21 protein-coding genes are annotated in these 17,598 nt (G+C 71.0%); 6 read left to right on the plus strand and 15 right to left on the minus strand.

The genetic code is table 11. The features are described from left to right. The first annotated feature begins 92 nt into the window (after positions 1-92). A complete protein-coding gene (locus tag ACFY1U_RS42960; protein ID WP_390699568.1) occupies positions 93-1,844 on the plus strand; it encodes a serine hydrolase in 1,752 nt (583 codons plus the stop codon). A gap of 78 nt (positions 1,845-1,922) precedes the next feature. After that, entirely contained in the window at positions 1,923-2,384 is a 462-nt protein-coding gene (locus ACFY1U_RS42965; RefSeq protein ID WP_390699524.1) for a hypothetical protein, read from the plus strand. Here ACFY1U_RS42965 and ACFY1U_RS42970 read toward each other — a convergent pair whose 3' ends face one another. From ACFY1U_RS42970 to ACFY1U_RS43000, 7 genes are all read right to left on the minus strand, one after another. After that, positions 2,385-3,509 (minus strand): hypothetical protein, encoded by a 1,125-nt coding sequence (locus tag ACFY1U_RS42970; protein ID WP_390699525.1) that lies wholly within the window; start codon positions 3,507-3,509, stop codon positions 2,385-2,387. It lies immediately after the preceding gene. 214 nt (positions 3,510-3,723) lie between these two features. After that, on the minus strand, positions 3,724-4,758 hold the full coding sequence (locus ACFY1U_RS42975) for a TAXI family TRAP transporter solute-binding subunit (RefSeq protein WP_390699526.1): 1,035 nt from the start codon (positions 4,756-4,758) through the stop codon (positions 3,724-3,726). Further along, positions 4,755-6,155 carry an ATP-binding protein gene (locus tag ACFY1U_RS42980; RefSeq protein WP_390699527.1) on the minus strand — a complete coding sequence of 467 codons (1,401 nt, stop codon included), beginning with the start codon at positions 6,153-6,155 and terminating at the stop codon, positions 4,755-4,757. The genes ACFY1U_RS42975 and ACFY1U_RS42980 overlap by 4 nt, the downstream gene beginning before the upstream one ends. A gap of 19 nt (positions 6,156-6,174) precedes the next feature. Further along, positions 6,175-6,834, minus strand: a complete 660-nt coding sequence (locus ACFY1U_RS42985; RefSeq protein ID WP_390699528.1) for a response regulator transcription factor — start codon at positions 6,832-6,834, stop codon at positions 6,175-6,177. 26 nt (positions 6,835-6,860) lie between these two features. Beyond that, positions 6,861-8,207, minus strand: a complete 1,347-nt coding sequence (locus tag ACFY1U_RS42990) for an MFS transporter (RefSeq protein WP_390699529.1) — start codon at positions 8,205-8,207, stop codon at positions 6,861-6,863. A 424-nt stretch (positions 8,208-8,631) separates the two neighbouring features. Then, positions 8,632-8,889, minus strand: a complete 258-nt coding sequence (locus ACFY1U_RS42995) for an anti-sigma factor family protein (protein ID WP_390699530.1) — start codon at positions 8,887-8,889, stop codon at positions 8,632-8,634. A gap of 353 nt (positions 8,890-9,242) precedes the next feature. Then, positions 9,243-9,716, minus strand: a complete 474-nt coding sequence (locus ACFY1U_RS43000) for a pentapeptide repeat-containing protein (protein ID WP_390699531.1) — start codon at positions 9,714-9,716, stop codon at positions 9,243-9,245. A gap of 383 nt (positions 9,717-10,099) precedes the next feature. On the opposite strand from ACFY1U_RS43000, the gene ACFY1U_RS43005 reads away from it, so the two are divergent. Next, on the plus strand, positions 10,100-10,222 hold the full coding sequence (locus ACFY1U_RS43005; RefSeq protein ID WP_390699532.1) for a hypothetical protein: 123 nt from the start codon (positions 10,100-10,102) through the stop codon (positions 10,220-10,222). 170 nt (positions 10,223-10,392) lie between these two features. Here the strand turns inward: ACFY1U_RS43005 and ACFY1U_RS43010 are convergent, their stop codons facing one another. The 3 genes from ACFY1U_RS43010 to ACFY1U_RS43020 form a co-directional block, all read right to left on the minus strand. Further along, the gene (locus ACFY1U_RS43010; RefSeq protein WP_390699533.1) at positions 10,393-10,974 is read right to left on the minus strand and encodes a hypothetical protein; all 582 of its coding nucleotides are present in this window, start codon (positions 10,972-10,974) and stop codon (positions 10,393-10,395) included. 169 nt (positions 10,975-11,143) lie between these two features. After that, entirely contained in the window at positions 11,144-11,446 is a 303-nt protein-coding gene (locus ACFY1U_RS43015; RefSeq protein WP_390699534.1) for an anti-sigma factor family protein, read from the minus strand. Beyond that, positions 11,443-11,928 (minus strand): sigma factor, encoded by a 486-nt coding sequence (locus ACFY1U_RS43020; protein WP_390699535.1) that lies wholly within the window; start codon positions 11,926-11,928, stop codon positions 11,443-11,445. The genes ACFY1U_RS43015 and ACFY1U_RS43020 overlap by 4 nt, the downstream gene beginning before the upstream one ends. A gap of 427 nt (positions 11,929-12,355) precedes the next feature. Between ACFY1U_RS43020 and ACFY1U_RS43025 the strand changes: the two genes are divergently transcribed. Both ACFY1U_RS43025 and ACFY1U_RS43030 read left to right on the plus strand, forming a co-directional pair. Then, positions 12,356-12,922, plus strand: a complete 567-nt coding sequence (locus tag ACFY1U_RS43025; RefSeq protein WP_390699536.1) for an RNA polymerase sigma factor — start codon at positions 12,356-12,358, stop codon at positions 12,920-12,922. Positions 12,923-13,397: 475 nt separating this feature from the next. Then, complete coding sequence (locus ACFY1U_RS43030; RefSeq protein ID WP_390699537.1) at positions 13,398-13,973, plus strand: hypothetical protein; 576 nt, start codon at positions 13,398-13,400, stop codon at positions 13,971-13,973. Between the two features lie 205 nt (positions 13,974-14,178). On the opposite strand, the gene ACFY1U_RS43035 is transcribed toward ACFY1U_RS43030, so the two are convergent. From ACFY1U_RS43035 to ACFY1U_RS43055, 5 genes are all read right to left on the minus strand, one after another. Continuing rightward, positions 14,179-14,598 (minus strand): DUF5133 domain-containing protein, encoded by a 420-nt coding sequence (locus ACFY1U_RS43035; RefSeq protein ID WP_390699569.1) that lies wholly within the window; start codon positions 14,596-14,598, stop codon positions 14,179-14,181. Beyond that, positions 14,592-14,822, minus strand: coding sequence for a hypothetical protein (locus ACFY1U_RS43040; RefSeq protein ID WP_390699538.1), 231 nt, complete (start codon positions 14,820-14,822; stop codon positions 14,592-14,594). Before ACFY1U_RS43040 ends, ACFY1U_RS43035 begins: the two co-directional genes overlap by 7 nt. 334 nt (positions 14,823-15,156) lie before the next feature. After that, positions 15,157-15,552, minus strand: a complete 396-nt coding sequence (locus ACFY1U_RS43045; RefSeq protein WP_390699539.1) for a hypothetical protein — start codon at positions 15,550-15,552, stop codon at positions 15,157-15,159. Positions 15,553-15,994: 442 nt separating this feature from the next. After that, positions 15,995-16,267 carry an anti-sigma factor family protein gene (locus ACFY1U_RS43050; RefSeq protein WP_390699540.1) on the minus strand — a complete coding sequence of 91 codons (273 nt, stop codon included), beginning with the start codon at positions 16,265-16,267 and terminating at the stop codon, positions 15,995-15,997. A gap of 32 nt (positions 16,268-16,299) precedes the next feature. Further along, a complete protein-coding gene (locus tag ACFY1U_RS43055; protein ID WP_390699541.1) occupies positions 16,300-16,866 on the minus strand; it encodes an RNA polymerase sigma factor in 567 nt (188 codons plus the stop codon). 201 nt (positions 16,867-17,067) lie between these two features. Here ACFY1U_RS43055 and ACFY1U_RS43060 point away from each other — a divergent pair, with 201 nt between their 5' ends. Then, the gene (locus ACFY1U_RS43060; RefSeq protein ID WP_390699542.1) at positions 17,068-17,538 is read left to right on the plus strand and encodes a hypothetical protein; all 471 of its coding nucleotides are present in this window, start codon (positions 17,068-17,070) and stop codon (positions 17,536-17,538) included. Positions 17,539-17,598: the final 60 nt, after the last annotated feature.

Consider the following 17,598-nt stretch of genomic DNA (forward strand, 5'->3'; position numbering starts at 1 on the left):
GACGGCATGCCTTGTTGACATGCTTCACAACCGACACGAGGGTTTCTCAGGTGACCGACGACGCAGCGGAAAGAGACGCGAGCGACCGCCGGATGCCGACGCGTCGCCAGATCGGACGAGCCGCCCTGGCCCTGGGCGGCGCCCTGACCATCGCCCCCTTCCCCGCGGGACCGGCCGCGGCGGCCACGGCCTCCAGGCACCCCACACTGCGCCACGGCAGCCCGGAACGCGCCGGGCTGGTCCCCGCCCATCTGCGTCGACTGGTCGTGGACGCCGAGTCGTTCCTCGGCCCCTCCCCCAAGCACCCCTGGTACGCGGGCGCCGTGCTGCTCGCCGGGCGGGGCGGCACCGTGGCACTGCACCGGCCCATCGGGATGGCGGTGCGCTATGCGGCGTACGACGAGAAGACCGACACCGGTGTCGAGTTCCCGCCCGACCGGCAGATCCCCATGGCCGAGGACACCGTCTTCGACCTGGCCTCGGTGTCCAAGCTGTTCACCTCGCTGCTGGTCGTGCAGCAGCTGGAACGGGGTGCGCTGGAGCTGGAGGGAACAGTCGCCTCGTACCTGCCGGAGTTCGGGGCGGCGGGCAAGCAGGACATCACGATCCGTCAGCTCCTGACCCACACCTCGGGGTTCCGTGACTGGATCCCGCTGTACAAGGCGCCGACGCACGAGGCGAGAATTCAACTCGTCCTCGACGAAGCCCCGATCAATCCGCCCGGCACCAAGTACCTCTACTCCGATCTGAATCTGATCTCACTCCAGCTGGTCCTGGAGAGGATCACCGGTCGCACGCTCGACGCCCTCCTCCACGACGAGATCACAGGGCCGCTCGGCCTCGACCGCACCCGCTACAACCCGCCCGCCTCCTGGAAGCCGGAGATCGCCGCCACGGAGGACGAGCGCGGCCCCTGGTCCGGCCTGGAGCGGGGGCTCGTATGGGGCGAGGTGCACGACGAGAACGCCTACAGCCTCGGCGGGGTCGCCGGGCACGCCGGGGTGTTCTCCTGCGCCTGGGACCTGGCCGTGCTCGGCCGGACGCTGCTCAACGGCGGCTGCTACGGCCGGGCTCGCATCCTGCGGCCGGAGTCCGTGGAGCTGATGTTCACCGACTTCAACACCGCGTTCCCCGGCCACGAGCACGGCCTGGGCTTCGAGCTCTACCAGCACTGGTACATGGGCGCGATGGCCACCCCGCGCACCGCCGGGCACACCGGTTTCACCGGCACCTCCCTGGTGCTCGACCCGACCACCGACTCCTTCCTCGTCGTACTCGGCAACTCGGTCCACCCGGTGCGCACTTGGCGCTCCGGCTCCGCACCCCGGGTCGCCGCCGGCAACAACCTGGCACGCGCCGTGCCGGTACGCCCGGCCCACGGACGTACGGCATGGTTCTCGGGCATGGCGAACGCCACGACCGCCACGCTCACACTGCCCCAGCTCGACACGACGGACGCCGGGGTACGGCTGACCTCCGCCCTGTGGTGGGACATCGAACCCGCGTCGGACGCCCTCGTCCTGGAGGCCACGACGGACGGCGGCACGACCTGGCAGCCGCTCCCCTTCACGACCGGGCGCCACGGCGAGGAGCCGCAGGAGCACCCGTCGGGCTCGGTCACCGGCTGGTCGGGCCGCGTCTGGCGCCGGATGGCAGCCGACCTGCCGGCGCACAGGCAGCTGACCCTGCGCTGGCGGTACACGACCGACAGGCTCTACGTCGGCCGCGGTGCGTACGTCGACGGAGTCCGCGTCGAGGCGCCGGACGCCGTCCTCTTCGACGAGTCGCGCCCGGCGGACTCGGCGCGGATCGTGGCGGTGGGATGGGTTCAGTCGGCCGACTGACGGCGCCCCTCACGGGGAATCCCACACCACCCCGCTACCGTGAGTGTCGATCAACGCACGGAACGTGGGAGGCGTCGGATGGCCGGAAGGGTGGCGACCGCACTCGCGGTCGGCGCAGTGGTGATGTGCGCAACCGGGCCGGCGGCCGCGCCCTCGAACTCCGACCTGGAGGTGGTCCGGCTCGACCCGGCCGCCGCGCCGCCCGGCGGCCGTACCGTGGTGCACGCCTTCGTGGCCAACAGGGGGCCGGAGCAGACCGCGTCGCCCTTCACCGTGGTCGTGAGGCTGCCGTCGGGCTTCACCGCTCAGGGGCCGTACTTCCCCGAGGACTGCCGTGCCGAGGCGGGCGGCCGCCTGGTGCGCTGCAGCTTCGGGCCGGGGCTTGCGCGGCTGCGGACGGCCACCGCGCTGGTTCCGGTCCGGGTGGACGCGGACGTGCCCCCCGGCGCCAGGGCCGAGGGGCACGTTCAGGTGGTGAGCGCCGACGACCGCGATCCGCGCAACGACGGTACGCAGTTCACACTCGCCGTCGGCTGCTGATCAGCGGTACACCTTCACGTAGTCCGCCTGCATGGTCAGCGGCGTCGAGCCGGAGGGCGCGGGGTGGTACTCGCCGGCGCTGACCGACAGGTTGAGGATCAGATACGCGGAGAAGTTGCTGCCCACTCCGTGGCCGTCCGAATAGACCTTCTTGCCGTTGACGTACCAGTCCACCGAGCTCGCGCCGTAGTGGGTGCCGATGGTGACCCACTGGCCGGGCGCGACCGCGGCGGAGTCGGTGTAGTAATCGGAGCCGGTGGTGACGTGGTTGGTCAGCTCCAGCAGGTTCGGGTTGTCCGGGTGGTACTCGAAGGAGTCGATCTCGCCGTTGCCGTCCTTCCAGGTCCACAGGGCCGGCCAGGCGCCGGAGCCGGAGGGCAGTTTGACCCGGGTCTCCGCGTAGTCACCGGTCTTCACCTGGAAGCCGCCGCTGGAGCCCTCGGTGGTGAGCAGGCCCGTGTTCCAGGCCTGCTTGCCGTTCTCCAGGATGTGCGAGGAGGGCTGGGCGGTGAAGGTCGCGATGCCGCCCGAGGCGGTGACCTTGCTCTGGTCCAGCCAGTCGAGCTTGTTGTCGTCCGGGTTGTGGTTGCCGTAGGCGTAGGACGTGCTGTTGTCGCCGACCCACTTGGAACCCCAGGCGATGCCGCCCGAGAAGTCGTCGGACCAGACCACGGACTGACCGGAGACCGGCGAGCCACCGCTGCTCGACGTCGTGGTCGGGGCTTTGTTGACGGTCAGCTTGTGCGAGGGCAGGTCGTGCCAGGCGCCGCCGGACTCCTGCCAGAAGCCGAAGATCGTGTACGTGCCTGCGGGCAGGGTGCGCGAGCCGCTGGTGAACTTCACACCGCTCGGGCATATCCGGACATTCGAGGCGTTCCCGGGGAAGTCCAGGTTCTTTCCCGCCGCGTCCCGGACGCCGACACCGAGGGTCTTGGCCGTGAAGCAGCTGGAGGAGTGCACGGTCAGCCTGGCCGACGCGGCGACGCCCGCGGTCATGGTGGACGGCGTCAGACTGTCCTGGGTGACGGAGGCGGCCGCGAAGGCCTGGGGGGCGACCGGCAGGAGCAACAGCGCGGCTGCTGCTCCGGCTATGCCCAGGCGGGCAGGAGAGATGGAGTGGCGCATGGTGGGGGCTTCCTCGACGGCGCCTGCGAGGTGGGCTGTCCTGGGCGGATGGCTGTTGTGTTTCGCAGGACTCGGCGTTCCGGCGGCGAAGGCCGCCCGGGACGGACCCCCGGAGCCTAGGCAGATCCGCTGTCCACGAACAACGAGATCTCACTCACACGCTCATGATCAACAGCCCATCGGGGCGGGCGCTCCCCCTGCTGGTCATGACGCGCTAACCGTGCAGTTCCCGGTAGGCGGCGACGGCCCCGGGGTGCAGGGGGACGACGCCGGTGGAGATCAGGCTGCGGACGTCGAGGAACTGGGTGCCGAGCGCCGTGGTGGGGACGAGGCGCGTGGCCCGCTGGACCAGTACGCGGGTGAGGGCGGCGGCGACGGGCTCGGGCAGGTCGGGGCGGCACAGAAGCAAGTTGGCCACGCCGATGGTGGCCACCTCGGGCGTTCCCCGATACGCGCCCGCCGGCACCGTCACCGCTTCCAGCACCGAGCCGGCCCGTCCCGGGCCGGTGCGCAGTCGGGGCAGCAGGTCGGCCAGCGGCAGCAGGCGGATGCCGGGAAGTGTGCCGAGGCGGGTCAGCACAGGCAGTGGTACGCCGCCTGCGACCAGCAGGGCGTCGACGACGCCGTCCCGCATCGCGCGCGCCGCCTGCGGCATCAGCAGGTGGCGGACCTGTACGTCGCTGCCCGGGACGAGGCCCGCCGCGCGCAGCAGGCGGTCGCCGAGCACGGCACCGCCCGATGCGGGCGCACCCAGGGAGACGGTGCGCCCCGCCAGCTCGGCGACGCTGCGGACGCTCGCGTCGGCGCGCACGGCGAGCTGGACGTAGTTCTCGTAGACCCGGCCGATCGCGCGCAGCGGGACACGGCGGCCGAACGGAGCGGAGCCGCCGTACGCGGCCCACGCGATGTCGGCCAGGGCCAGCGCCACTTCGGTGCGGCGCGCCTGGAGCAGCCGCACGTTGGCGACACTGCCCTGGCTCTGGATCACCTCGCAGGTCAGCCGGGGGAAGACCGCCGTGACCTGCTCGCCGAGCAGTCGGCCGAAGGCCGCGTAGAACCCGTCCGCCTCGCCGGTCGCGATCCGCACGACGCCTTCCGCGCCGCGGTCGGCGTGCCGTGCGTCGGCTGCCGCGGAGCCTGCCAGCAGTCCGGTGCATGCCGTGCCGAGCGCGGCCCGCAGGGCGGTGCGGCGGGCCGTGCGGCCGTATGCCTGCGCGCCGGGTATGCCGTGCGCTCGCTCTCCGCTCATGTCGCGGCCCCCTTCTGCTCCTTGGGGACCACGACCCGGACCAGCAGGCCGCGCGGTTCGGCCGCCGCGCACTCGACGTGTCCGCCGCGGCCGCTCACCAGTTGCCCGGCGATCGCCAGGCCGAGGCCGCTGCCGCGTACGCCGCGGTGGCGCTCCGAGCGCCAGAAGCGGGTGCCCGCCCGGGCGAATTCCCCGTCGGCGAGGCCCGGCCCGTCGTCCCGTACCTCGAACACCGCGCCCGGACCCTGGGTGAAGCAGCGCGTCTCGACGCGGGCGCCCTCTCCGGCGTACTTGATCGCGTTGTCGAGGAGGATGTCGGCCACCTGGGCCAGTTCGCCCTCCGTGCAGGCCATGAGGACGGACGGCCCGTGGGTGAACTCCAGGCGGACTCCGGCCTGTTCGGCCACCGGCTGCCACAGCCTGGCCTGGGCCGCGGCGACCGCCGTCGCGTCGCAGCATGCTCCCCGCACGTCCGTGACGGACAGTTCACCGGCGCGGTGTTCGGCGTTCGCGAGCGCCAGCAGGTCGTCGAGGAGGTGCTCCATGCGTTCGAGTTCGGCCGTGACGCCGCTGTAGGTACGGGTGGCGGAGGCGGGCAGGCGAGACTCGAGCGAGTCGATCCGCAGGCGTAGTGCGGCGAGCGGATTGCGCAGCTGGTGCGAGGTGTCGGCCACCAGACGGCGCTGCTGTTCCAGTGCCGTGGTCACTGCGTCGGCCATGCGGTTGAAGCCGGTGGCCAGTTGGCGCAGTTCCGGTGGGCCGCCGGTCCGTGCGTGCTCGGCGGGGAGCCCGGCCGCCAGCGCCCCGACCGCACGGTCGAGGCGGTGCAGGGGGCGTACGACCCACCGCGTGGCGGCGCGGGCGAGCAGCACGCAGGCCGCGGCGAACAGGCCCGCGCCCGCGAGGACCAGCGCCCAGCGCAGGGCGATGTCGTCGGCGGCGGCCCGGACCGAGGCGCGCAGGACGACGGCCCCGGACACCCGGGTGCCGGTGCCCACCGGGCGAGCCAGCAGGTCGGGGCCGTGGGACCAGGGGCGCAGCGTGCGCCCCGGCGAGACGCGTTGGTTGCGCAGCGCCGCGTCGACCAGCCGGGCGACGGCGGGGTCGGCCGCACGCATGCCGCCCGTCTGCACCACCGGGGCTCGGCGGGCGTCGACGACCACCACCGCCTCGCCGTACAGCTCGGTGTAGCGGGTCACCTCGGCCCTCAGCGCGCCGGTGTCGCCGGCCTCGGCGGCCTGTTCGGCCAGCGAGGCGAAGCGGTCGAGATCGGCGGTGCGCGCCGCGACGAGCTGCTGGGTGCGCTGGGACGCCGTCGCGCCCAGCAGCGGCAGGGCAAAGCCGGCCACCGCGAGCACGGCGAAGGCCAGGACGACGGTCAGCACCCGGGTACGCATGGCAGGGGTTCCGGCCGGCTCAGCCGCCGAACCGGTAGCCGAAGCCCCGGATGGTGGTCAGCACCTCGGGACGGCCGAGTTTGGCCCGCAGCTGGGTGAGGTGGACGTCGAGGGAGCGGGACACGGCGAGGTAGGCGTCACCCCACACCTCGTCCAGCAGCTGCTGACGGCTGACCGCGGTACCGGGCCGGGCCGCCAGCGCGGCGAGGACCGCGAACTCCTTCGTGGTCAGCCGCACCTCGGCGCCACCGACCGTCACCCGGCGCGCGTCGAGGTCGACCTCGACGTCGGCGGCGCGGACCGTGCGCGGCGCCGGAACGGCCGGTGTCGAGGCGCGGCGGGTGACGGCCTCGATACGGGCCAGCAGCTCGGCCAGCCGTACCGGCTTGACCAGGTAGTCGTCGGCGCCCAGCCGCAGACCGCGCACCACCGACCGCTCGTCGCCCCGCGCGGTGAGGACCACGACCGGGAGGCCGCTCACGGTGCGCAGCCTGCGCAGCACCTCCAAACCGTCGAGATCGGGCAGGCCGAGGTCGAGCAGCAGCAGGTCGGCCTGGCGGTGGCGGACGAGGACCTCCTCGCCGCGCCGCACCCGGGTGGGCAGGTGACCGTGCTCGTACAGGGCCTCGGTCAGCGCACCGGCCACACCGTCGTCGTCCTCGGCCAGCAGCACGCGCACGGTCACCTCCTTCCGTCCCGTCGGCCCTACGACCGGGAGACATCCTCGTCCAGCGGCGATCCGTCCGACGTCTCGCGCATCCGAATGTAGACGAGCAGCGAGATCAGGACGCAGGCGGTGACGTAGGAGAAGTACCAGCTCTCGTGCCCGGCGTTCTTGAACCACAGGGCGACGTACTCGGCGCTGCCGCCGAACACGGCCACGGTCAGCGCGTAGGGCAGGCCTACACCGAGCGCCCGGATCGAGGTGGGGAACAGCTCGGCCTTCACCACGGCGCTGATCGAGGTGTACAGCGAGCTGACGGCCAGCGGCACGACCATGAGCAGGAACGCGTACACGGGATCGCTGGTGTGGGAGAGGAGGGTGAGCGAGGGCACCACCACGGCGGCGCCCAGCACCCCGAAGGCGATCAGCATCGGACGGCGCCCCACCCGATCGGACAGCAGACCCACGACCGGCTGCAGCACGACGAACACGAGCAGCGCGAAGAAGTTGATCCAGGCCGCCGTCGGCTTGGCGATGCCGCTGGTGTTGACCATGAACTTCTGCAGGTACGTGGTGTACGTGTAGAAGAACAATGTGCCGCCCATGGTCAGCCCGACGACGACCAGGCACTGCCGCGGGTAGGACAGCAGCAGCCGCACGCTGCCCCGCGCCGGACCGTCGTTCTCCTTCTCCTCGCCCCCGGCGGCGGCGCGCTCGAAGCTCTCCGACTCGTCCATGCCGCGCCGCAGCCAGAGCACGACGACCGCTCCCGCGGCGCCGACGACGAACGCGACCCGCCAGCCCCAGGCCTCCAGCTGCGCGGTGCTGAGCACCTGCTGGAGGATGATCTGCAGGCCCAGGGCCGTCAGCTGGCCGGCGATGAGGGTGACGTACTGGAAGCTGGAGTAGTAGCCGCGGCGGCCGGGCGAGGCGACCTCGGACATGTAGGTGGCCGAGGTCGAGTACTCACCGCCGACCGAGAGGCCCTGCAGCAGCCGCGCGGTCACCAGCAACACCGGCGCGACGGCCCCGATCGAGCCGTACGACGGGGTCAGTGCGACGATCAGCGAACCGGCGGCCATCAGGGTCACCGACAGGGTCAGGGCCGCACGCCGGCCACGGCGGTCCGCGTAGCGGCCGAGCACCCAGCCGCCGATCGGCCGCATCAGGAAGCCGACGGCGAACACCGCGGCGGTGTTCAGCAGCTGGGCGGTCTGGTCGCCCGCGGGGAAGAAGACGGCCGCGAAGTAGACGCTGAACGCGGTGTACGCGTACCAGTCGTACCACTCGATCAGGTTGCCGATCGATCCCCGCAGGATGTTGCTGACGACCCTGCGTTCGTCGCCTCGCGGCTTTCGCGCGCGCTCGGTCATGCTCTGTGTGGCCATCGGAACTCCCTTGTCTGCGGCCCGGGAGCTCACAGGTTCGACGGCGACACAGGGCCGCTCAATATCGGGAGCCAACTCCTAACAGTCCCTTAAGAGTCATACGCCGGGATCGGCGCCTTTCGCCAACGCGGCACCGGCGGCCACAGCTGCTCGCCAGTCCACATCCCCCAGGCAGGAGAAAACGCCCATGCTCCGTACATCCCGCCTGCACGCCACCGAGATCCTCGACTCCCGGGCCCGCCCCACCCTCGCCGTCACCCTGGAAACCGCCGGCGCGCTACGGCGGGCAGGGCTTCACGCGGGCTCACGCGAGCCCGACACCGAGGCCGGACGTCCGGCCCACCCCCCTTTCCGAGGAACCTCGCCGCCACTCGTCTCGCGGGCTCACCCCACCCTCGCACCAAGCGACGAGGCACCGCGGCTGTCAGAGTCGGCCATCAGCCGCCGGGTGGCGTTCATGCCCGTCGGCCGGGCCGGTCTGCAGCAGAGTCTCGCCGAACGCGCGTAGCCCTGCCACCGCCCAGTCGTCGGGCCGCTGCTGCCGGACCAGTGACTTCTTGATCTCGCGGTACAGGTCGGCCTCCAGGCCACAGGCACGACAGTCGGCAAGGTGTTCGACTACTCCCCGGGCGGTGGCTTCGTCCACCTCCCCGTCGAGATAGGCCTGCAGGACGCGGATCACCTCCGCGCAGCCCGTCCTACGCTGCGCTGCGTTCCTTCGTCTCGGCCACAGCCTCATCGTCCACCTCGCCTCGGGTCTAGGAGGCATCCATCCCATACGCCTGGGCTGTCGGGCAGCAGGCCCACCAATCGACGGATGACGCCGTCACTCGTGAGCCGTCGTTCCGTACTGGGGAACCCGTCGACGGCGCCTTCGCATTCCCTTTGGCCCGCTCACGAACTGCAGGGTCACTCTGCGCGGCGAGAAGCGCGCTTGGCCGGCGCTGTTGCACGACGGCCGCCCGGGCCACGCGGTGACTGGATGACGACAGGCGCCTGAGACCTGCGGGCCACCGGCTCGACGGAGGCTCCCGATCAGGAAGCCGGGGTCAGATGCTCCGTGCACGAGTGGGTACCGATGGACTTGGTGCCGTCGGGGCACACGACGTTCTCCCAGCTCGTGCGTGACAGACCGGCCCCGTCCAGCCTCGCCCCGCGCAGCGTGGAGCCGGACAGTGTGGCACCCGTCAGATCCGCGTCCCGCAGGTCCGCGTCGCTGAGGTCGACGTTGCTGAGGGAGACGAACCGCAGTCTCGCACCCTTGAGCCGGGCTCCTGCGAAGCTGACGTTGGTGAGCAGGCTCTTGTCCAGGACTGTCGTCCCGAGATCCGCGCCGCGCAGGTCGACGTCTTCGAGCGTGCTGGAGGTGAGCCGGGCGCGGCGGAGATCCGCGTCCCGGAGATTCACATTTTCCAAGGACACGTCCGCGAGCCGCGCTCCGAACAGGTTGCCCCGGCTCAGGTTGGCCTCGGAGACCGATCCTGTCAGTGCCGAGCGCTCCAGGTTCACGCACCGGAGGGTCTTCTGCCACAGCTCCACTCCCGCGACATCACGCCCGGAAATGTCCTTGCCCCTGCCACCGGGACAGGTCCGGCCGTGCGCTTCCTGCTCGCAGCCGACCATGAGAACAGCGGTGGCGAACAGGAAGAGCACAGCCGCGCACAACCGAACACGAGACCCGGACATCACCACGAAGCACCCCTGACGTATCCATCGCGGTGCACACGAGTGCCCGCAGGCGAACGACGATCGGCCCTGTCCATGATCCGGTCCGACGCAGCGGTGGCCTCGTGCACACGCGGGAGAGCATGGCCGCAATACCTCGCGCAGGCGCCGACCGCAGTCGTATCCCCACCGAACGAGAGACGCCGCGCGAGGAAAGGATCCGACCTGTGGGGGCGACGCTGCCCGCGGGACTGGCCGGCCCCGTGGTGGTGACCGTAGTGATGATGACGGGCCGGGCGACGGGCATGACGAGCCTGGACATCGCCGCTCTGCTGTACGCCCGAGAATGAGATCCCCCAGTGATCTGCTGCCCTGGCGTCGCCGCGGGTGAGGCAAGGCCGGCCCGGGTGAGCGTGCCTCGGCACCGTGCCCGGACCTTGCAGAGCCGGTCCGGATCCACAACCGGGATGGGCAGACGAGACCTCGTCCACCGTCGCTCACCCGTGTCGGCCCGCCTTGTTCAGCCGGTCTTCCGGCCCCCACAGGGGTTGGCTCGCTCCCATTCCTCCGCCCACTGCCGCAGGCGGCGGCGGTCCAGGGCGACGCGTATGGCACCAGTGCCGACCAGCACGGCACCGGCCGCGCCCGCCGCCACCAGCACACCCGTCGAGGCGGCCTGGGCCGCCATGGCCGAGGACCCGAGCGGCGCCGATGTCTGACGGCCCTGCCCGTCCGTCCACACCCTGACCCGGGTCCCCGCCGAAGCGCTGGACGGCATCAGAGCCCTGTCGGTGTGTACTGCCCCGTCCGGTGCTCTCCAGCGCACGGTGGCCCACGTCCATGTGCCGTGCGCCCCCTTGCCCCTGGCCGTCACGGAATCGGAGACCACGGCCTCAACGGCATGGCGCCCGGAATTCTCCCGGACGAGTGCCTGCCAGGTCGCACCGCCTGTCACCAGCCCGGCCGCCGGGCCGCCCAGCACGGCGAACACCCAGGCAAGCAGGAGGACCCAGGCCTCGGCGATGTCGCTGCCGCGCCGGAGCGGATTGCGCCTCCACCGCCACATCCTCGGCCGCATCGCCGTACGGTGTGTCTTCGCCATCGGACGACACCCCCTGCGAGCGCCGGTCATGTCCCGGCGCTCCAGGAAAGCTTCGGAGCGACCCTCCTCGTCGGCAGCCGCCACGTACGCACCACCGATCACTGCGCTGCTCGTTCACGCGCTATGAGGAAACCCGACGGCTGCCTGCGTGCATTCCACCGCAGGCACATCAGGGTCCCGGCGGCCTCTCCTGTCCTTCTGCGCATCCGTGCCACGGAAGTCCCTCGGCGAACCCCCGCAGCCGCTCGACTGCGTCAGCATCAGGTTCCGACCGGCGGGTGAGCGCGTTCTTGATCTCCTGATAGGTCTCGGCGTTCAGGCCGCATCGGCGGCAGTCCTCGAGGTGCGCCGCCACCCGGCGGGCGGTGACCTCGTCGGTCGCACCGTCCAGGTACGCCTGCAGGACCCGGGTCACCCGCATGCAGCTCATCCGGCGCACGGCCGCGTCCCGTCGCCACGACAACGCGCTCATCGGACACCTCGCCCCGGCACCAGCCTGGCCGCCGCCAGGTGGACCGCATACGACAGCCGGTCGATGTCGGCCAGCCGTACCACCTGCCGGTACTTGAGCGGATGCGTGTCGAGGGCGGAATCCGCCCCGTCGTGGAACGCGTCACCGACCACTACAGGTTGCAACTGCCTCCCGGTACCCGCCATCGTCAGCAGGCCTGAGCCGGTGGCGCCGCAACCGCCGAGGCGAGAGGATGCGCCGACTCGGCGCCGGTCCACCCCGGCCTGGCTCATGAGCGTCAGCAGCCGGCCACGCGGCTGCTTTGCGTCACACCGGTCGATCGCCCGGCGGGTACGCAGCAATGTGTCCCGAACAAGGTCCTCGGCGTCCGCGGGCCGCGCCGTGAGGGTCATCGCCACCCTCAGCGCCTCCACCTCGGGCAGCCCCGACTCCGCGAAGGCCGTCTCCCGCACCACTTCGGCACACGGCAGTCGCTCTTCCACGACCACGAAACCCTGCGGCCGCGACTCCGTATTCCGCTCTTCTGGTCCAGACGCGGGCAGGCCCGGTCCGGTGTGATCCGGAGGACTTCGCGGCGGAGAATTTCGAGCCGTTCACGTAGGCGGACCGGCGCTGATCGGGCGGGGGCGCGGCGCAGGCTGGTGGCTTCGATGGTCGGCGCAGCGGCGGGCACCGCGCTGATCGGCGTGGGTGGCCGGGCGTACGGCAACCTTGGCGGCAGTAGACGCCTCATGCCCACGGCCGTCGGGGCGTCGCTGCGGCCCCCGGCCGAGCCGAACCGCGGCGGGAGCCCGTTGGCATGACCTCGCAAAACAGCAGGCCGCGCACAGTGTTTGCGAGAAAGTGGCGAGAGATGCGATGTGGTGTCAGTGTGGAAAAGGATGCGGGCTCCGAAGGAGGTGGCGGGCCATGCATCAGGCAGCGGCGCGGGAGCAGGCCTTCACGGCCCACGTGCTGCCCGAGGTGGAGATGCTGTTGCGGGCCGCAGCGGCGCTGAGCGCACAGCCCGCCGACGCCGAGGACTTGGTACGGGACACGCTGCTGCGCGCCTACGCCGCCATGGACCGGTTCGACGGTGAACATCCGCGCGCCTGGCTGCTGACTCTCATGCGCCGAGCCGTACTCGACCGGCAGCGCTCGCGCATGGCCCTGGACACCGGTCCTGTATGGCCCTCGCCACCACAGGCCGTGGGACCCGGCGGGGGCTTCGACGAGGCGGTCGGCTCAGCTCTCAACTCACTGCCGGGCAGGCAACGGCTGGTGGCACAGCTGGTGGACTCGAGCGGGCTGAGCTACGCGGAGGCCGCCGGGCTGCTCGGCGTGTCGGAGAGGATCGTGGCGCACCGCGCGCACCGGGCCCGTAGGCGGATGAGGACCCGGCTGGCCGCGGAGGGAGCCATTCCGCGGAAGGCGGCCGACGGATACTGGGGTCCCCCGGACCGACCAACCGGCGCACCGGACAAACCGCAGCAGTGACCAACAGCTCAACCGTCGGGGCCCCGCACACCATCACGCTCATCCGGATACGGATGGATCCCGCGACGAAGACGTACCTCGCCCCGAGTCGCAGAAGACAGGACGACCGACCGGCCTTCGCATACGCAGGGTTGCCGTTCGAATGCTCTCCGTTTGTGGGACCCATGAGTGGAGCCGACAATCGGAGAGACAGCTACCGATGGTCTCGGAAGGCAGTCCGGTGGCACGTACACCCGCGGCTCACCCCGTGCACAAGGCCACCGTCGTCGCGACGCCGGCCGTTCCCGACCGACTTCTCTCCCCGGCCGACAGCGACGCCCGGGAAGCGCCCTCCTGCCAAGCCGTTCGTCCACCGTCCCGTCAGAGGCCGGACCGATGGACGTCCTGAGGAGCCGCAGAGGAACCAGTAGCTGAACCAGTAGCTCCCCCACCACGCCCTGCCGGCCCGTAGGACCAGGTAACCGAGGAGAAACGAATGAAGATACAAGCAAACGCGCTCCTCCGCGGCGGCGCGATGCTTGCCACTGCCGCGGCGACCGTCGCCCTGCTGGCTGCCCCCGTCGAGACTGCCGAAGCCGAAACCCATGGCGCGAGGCCAGCGGGCGGGAAGGCCGCCGAGACCAGACAGATCGCGTCCTCGGTCCTCGACGCGGACGAGAACGTCAAATTCACCCTGACTGCGATCCGGTCCACCAGCGATCCCCTCGCGGCCTCCGTCCGCCTGAAGGCCTTCGTTCGCAAGGACGGCCGGTTCGTGCTGACGGACTCGGTGCGGGTCGGCGCCGTGGACGGATGGTTCTGGTTCCCGCTCACCGGGCGGGGCGCGATCTGTGAGTTCTCCACGGCCAGCACCGACCCCGCGCCCATCACCGTGAGCTTGCTGATCACCCCCTCGGTCGGCTGCTCACTCGGCGAGCGCTTCGAATTGCGGCTCGGGCGGTTCGCGTCCCAGGGCCACAGAGCGCAGGCCCCACGCGGCGGAGTGAGCGCCGGCGGTGGCGGCTTGGCCGGACGGACCGCCGGACGGGGGGCCGGCCAACGTGAGAACTGATCAGGGGCGTGAGAACTGATCAGGGGCCACCTGGCCGTGGGCCCATGGCCAGGCTCCCGTCAGGCAGCGTCTCGCTCGGAGTGTCAGCCGGGTACGCGTGACAGCACTGCGATCATGTCGTCGACCGTGTGGAGGAGTCGAGGCCGTTCACCGAACGCCGCGGTCGGGTCCGGGACCCGGGTTCTGTGCGTACCTGGTGCTCGTGTCAAGGAGCGTCGTGATGGTCTTCTCGGTATCTCATCCGGCCCATCGAAGCGTGTTTTCGCGATCTTGGATGAGGTCCACGACTCGAAGCGAGAGGTGGCGTTTGGGGTACGGCCTGGATACCTGCGTGCCAGCTGACCGAGCCGTCGGCCGCAGACTCGGAATCGACGTCAGCGGATGGCGGTCTCACCTGCCCGGCCCGGCGCCTTCGCTCCCCGGCTGAGGCACTGGCGAGAAGGCTCTCTGCCTCTGCCACGGCGTCGGCGGCGTTGCGTTGGCCCATGAGGACGCTGAGTGTGTAGGCGGCGTCGTCGAGCCGACGGTAGCTGAGCGGGCATGCCGGATCGCGCAGCACACCGGTCCATGCGGACCGGTAGGCGTGAAGTGCTGCAGCGACGGTTCTGACGTGAGGCATCAGCATCTTCGTGTCCACACCTCCCGGGGTCGCCCGATATGCCGTCGCACCCGCACATCGGCCGCCGGCGACCAAGCCGGCGCGGCGGGACTGGTGGCGACGCCTTGCAGCAGCCGGTTCCTGCGCTCGAACAGCTCGTCGAACTCGGCGGCGACCGCGTCACCCCGTCCGAAGCCGGGAAACGACCTCTCCATCAGGCTGCCGGCCGGGCGTCCTACAGGCAGCGTCATCGCGGTTCACCTCCGCGAGAGCGGGTCGTTCCGGTCACTTCCATATTGCGCGTCCCCGCCGGGCCAGGCGACTCAGCCGCCCGTGCGAGCCCGCTCATGCTGCCTTCGTTCTCGGCGACGCCAAGTCGCCCCATAAGTGCCGGCTCACTGCGGGCCAGTACATGCCGCAGTTGCTCCCGCAACTCCGCATACCGCACCCCTGTTCCAGGTCGTTGCGCTGCCACGCCAACACAACGGCATGAGCCCGGCGCATGATGTGCGCCGGATGAGTGGTGTCACCTCAGAGGGCGGTCCAGGTGCACCTCCACCCCAGCGAACTGGTCGGTCCGCCCTGTCACGGACGGCTGCGCCGGCTCGACCTCAGCGACTGCGTCCACCCTGCCGGTCCCCCAGGCAAGGCGGTCGTAGCACCGCCGCCGGCCCGCTCTGCGCACCGGTCACGGATGACAACGGTGCCCGCGACGACGTCTCCCAGCCGCTGGTATCGCAGGGACAGGCGCATGGCGATCAGTGCTGGACCCCACCAGAACAAGGTGAGCAGCCCGCACAGGAGCGCGGCGAGTACCGCCCAGGCGGTCGAGCCGCTGTCGCTGCTCGCGCCAATAGCGACAAACGCGGCCAAGGGCAACGCGATCAACGTGGAGATCAGGGTGTCCAGCGCGTACTGCACGACGCGCCGCCCCACGACCTCGGTGTCGAGCTCGTCACGGGTGGACACAGCCGCCGCCATCACCGACCTCCTGACCGGTGAGTTGTCCTCGGGTCCCAGCGTGCATGCCGTCGGCGTCCCCCGCATGCTGAACCGTCGCACAGGTGAGACCGGGCGGTGAGCACCGCTGTCGGCAGAGCGCCGGGTCGACGAGCGGCCTCAGTGGACGCGCCGACGCAGCCGTCCCGGGTCGAGCAGGGCGACGCATCAGTCCACCCGTACGAGTCCGTCCTGCTCGAAGCCCTTCAGGACCCGGCTCAGGGCGGGGCGGCGCAGACCGGGCGCGGCGACCGGGATCGACTGCGGACCCGCGATCGTCCGGGTCGTTCACCTCGCGCAGCAACGGCGACGCGCTGCGGCTCTCGGCGCTGTCGGCCATCGGCGCCTCGGTTGTGACCGCTGCCACGGCGCCTCGTTCTGGTGCCCCGATCCACCGCCGTGGCGACCGGCATCGGCTGCGCGGTCACCGGGCGCCGCCGAATTCGGCCGCCTCGTCGCACGCCTCGCGCGGTCCCGACGTAAGCAGGGCGGTGCCGAAGTCGCGCAGCCGGACCATGCTGGTCTCGTCCGGTACCTCCTGGCGGGCCAGTGAGTTCTTGATTTCCTGGTAGACGGCCGTCTCCAGACCACAGCGGCGGCAGTCCTCCACATGCGCGGCGACCCGGCGTGCGGTGTCCTCGTCGGTCTCGCCGTCCAGCCAGGCCTGCAGCACTCCTGCCACTTCCCTGCAGCTCATGCCGCGATGTGCAGCGCCGGCGCGGTGCCCGATCACATCATGCTCCTCTTCGGCTTCGGTGCGAGTCCGGCGGCCGCGAGCTGGGTCCTTATGCGCTTACGGGCCCGGTGCAGGCGGCTCATCACGGTTCCCTCCGGTACGTCGAGCACCTCGGCTGCCTCCCCGTAGCTGAGCCCTCCGATGTCCACAAGGCGCACGACCTCCCAGTGCTTGTCCGGCAGCGCGGCCAGCGCGGCAGCGACCACCTCGTCGAAGCTCTCACCGACCACCACGTCCTCCGGCGAGGCCTCCGCGCCGACCGCGGTCAGCCGGTCCAGGTCGGCATCCGGATCGTCCAGGAGGTGGGGCCTGCGCCGACGGTGCCGGTTGATCTCGGCGTGGCGCATGATGGTCAGCAGCCAGGCCCGCGAATGCTCGCCGTCGAACCGGTCGATCGCCCGGTACGCACGCAGCAGCGTGTCCTGCACCAGATCCTCGGCATCGGCGGGCTGCGCGGTCAACGTCATCGCGACCCGCAGCAGGACCTCCACCTCGGGCAGCACGAACTCCGCGAACGCCTTGTCCCGCGTCTTCGGCGGCTGCGCCACTGTGTCTCCCATGGCCTAGAAGCCCCCCGGACAAATCGAGCATTCCACGGAATAAGGCAGGTCTTAACGCGGGTTTCCGGTACGTGCCGAAGCTGAGCGTCCCCCATGGCGTGCCGGTAACGGGCGGAGTGCGGCGAGAGGCTGCGCCATCTGTGGCTACGCTGTGCGGGTCGGAGCCTATGTGGACAAGGATCTCATGAGAGCGCGGCGCACGTGGCCCGCGGCTGGGCGTGCAGCGGCGAACTGCTCGCTCTGCAGCTCACGAAGGCATCGATACGCGGCTGTCCACACCGGACACCCGCCCCGCTGATCGAAGTGCGGATACGCCGTGTCGTCGGCCCCGTCGCCCGCACGTCCACGCCACCCGGCCGCATCGCCACGCAGCCGGCGGGCGGTGGCGTACCCGGCAAGGAGCTGCTGCACGGCCTGGCCGCCGTCTCGGGTCCGGTGGACAGGCCGAGGAGCGCCGATCCAGAAGTCATGCCGGCCGGAGAGGCCGAAGCAACCTTGGTGCTCCCCCGAGTGCGTCCCCCGTCGGAACAGATCCGTCCGACCATCGATGCCGAGGCTGCCGAGGCGTCGGACGTCCAGAACTCCGGCAGGGCTCCAAGGGCGACGACGGCATCCGGCTCGTCGTCGACGGATCCGAAGGTCACCCAGGCTCGGTGCGGTAGCCGCCGGTAGGTCAGGGCTACCACAGGGCGCCGACGCCAGCGGCACCCTCACACCTGGTCCCGGTTCGGT

Source organism: Streptomyces sp. NPDC001351 (genome assembly GCF_042896045.1).
Taxonomy (GTDB): Bacteria; Actinomycetota; Actinomycetes; order Streptomycetales; family Streptomycetaceae; genus Streptomyces.

Excerpts from the sequence above, each read along its gene's own strand:
- ACFY1U_RS42970 (WP_390699525.1), bottom strand. The coding sequence starts at position 3,509 with ATGCGCCACTCCATCTCTCCTGCCCGCCTGGGCATAGCCGGAGCAGCA.
- ACFY1U_RS43010 (WP_390699533.1), bottom strand. The coding sequence starts at position 10,974 with ATGGCGAAGACACACCGTACGGCGATGCGGCCGAGGATGTGGCGGTGG.
- ACFY1U_RS42960 (WP_390699568.1), top strand. The coding sequence starts at position 93 with ATGCCGACGCGTCGCCAGATCGGACGAGCCGCCCTGGCCCTGGGCGGC.
- ACFY1U_RS43040 (WP_390699538.1), bottom strand. The coding sequence starts at position 14,822 with ATGACGCTGCCTGTAGGACGCCCGGCCGGCAGCCTGATGGAGAGGTCG.
- ACFY1U_RS42980 (WP_390699527.1), bottom strand. The coding sequence starts at position 6,155 with ATGCGTACCCGGGTGCTGACCGTCGTCCTGGCCTTCGCCGTGCTCGCG.
- ACFY1U_RS43030 (WP_390699537.1), top strand. The coding sequence starts at position 13,398 with ATGAAGATACAAGCAAACGCGCTCCTCCGCGGCGGCGCGATGCTTGCC.
- ACFY1U_RS43015 (WP_390699534.1), bottom strand. The coding sequence starts at position 11,446 with ATGAGCGCGTTGTCGTGGCGACGGGACGCGGCCGTGCGCCGGATGAGC.
- ACFY1U_RS42990 (WP_390699529.1), bottom strand. The coding sequence starts at position 8,207 with ATGGCCACACAGAGCATGACCGAGCGCGCGCGAAAGCCGCGAGGCGAC.
- ACFY1U_RS42965 (WP_390699524.1), top strand. The coding sequence starts at position 1,923 with ATGGCCGGAAGGGTGGCGACCGCACTCGCGGTCGGCGCAGTGGTGATG.
- ACFY1U_RS43035 (WP_390699569.1), bottom strand. The coding sequence starts at position 14,598 with ATGCTGATGCCTCACGTCAGAACCGTCGCTGCAGCACTTCACGCCTAC.
- ACFY1U_RS42975 (WP_390699526.1), bottom strand. The coding sequence starts at position 4,758 with ATGAGCGGAGAGCGAGCGCACGGCATACCCGGCGCGCAGGCATACGGC.
- ACFY1U_RS43055 (WP_390699541.1), bottom strand. The coding sequence starts at position 16,866 with ATGGGAGACACAGTGGCGCAGCCGCCGAAGACGCGGGACAAGGCGTTC.
- ACFY1U_RS43025 (WP_390699536.1), top strand. The coding sequence starts at position 12,356 with ATGCATCAGGCAGCGGCGCGGGAGCAGGCCTTCACGGCCCACGTGCTG.
- ACFY1U_RS43045 (WP_390699539.1), bottom strand. The coding sequence starts at position 15,552 with ATGGCGGCGGCTGTGTCCACCCGTGACGAGCTCGACACCGAGGTCGTG.
- ACFY1U_RS43050 (WP_390699540.1), bottom strand. The coding sequence starts at position 16,267 with ATGAGCTGCAGGGAAGTGGCAGGAGTGCTGCAGGCCTGGCTGGACGGC.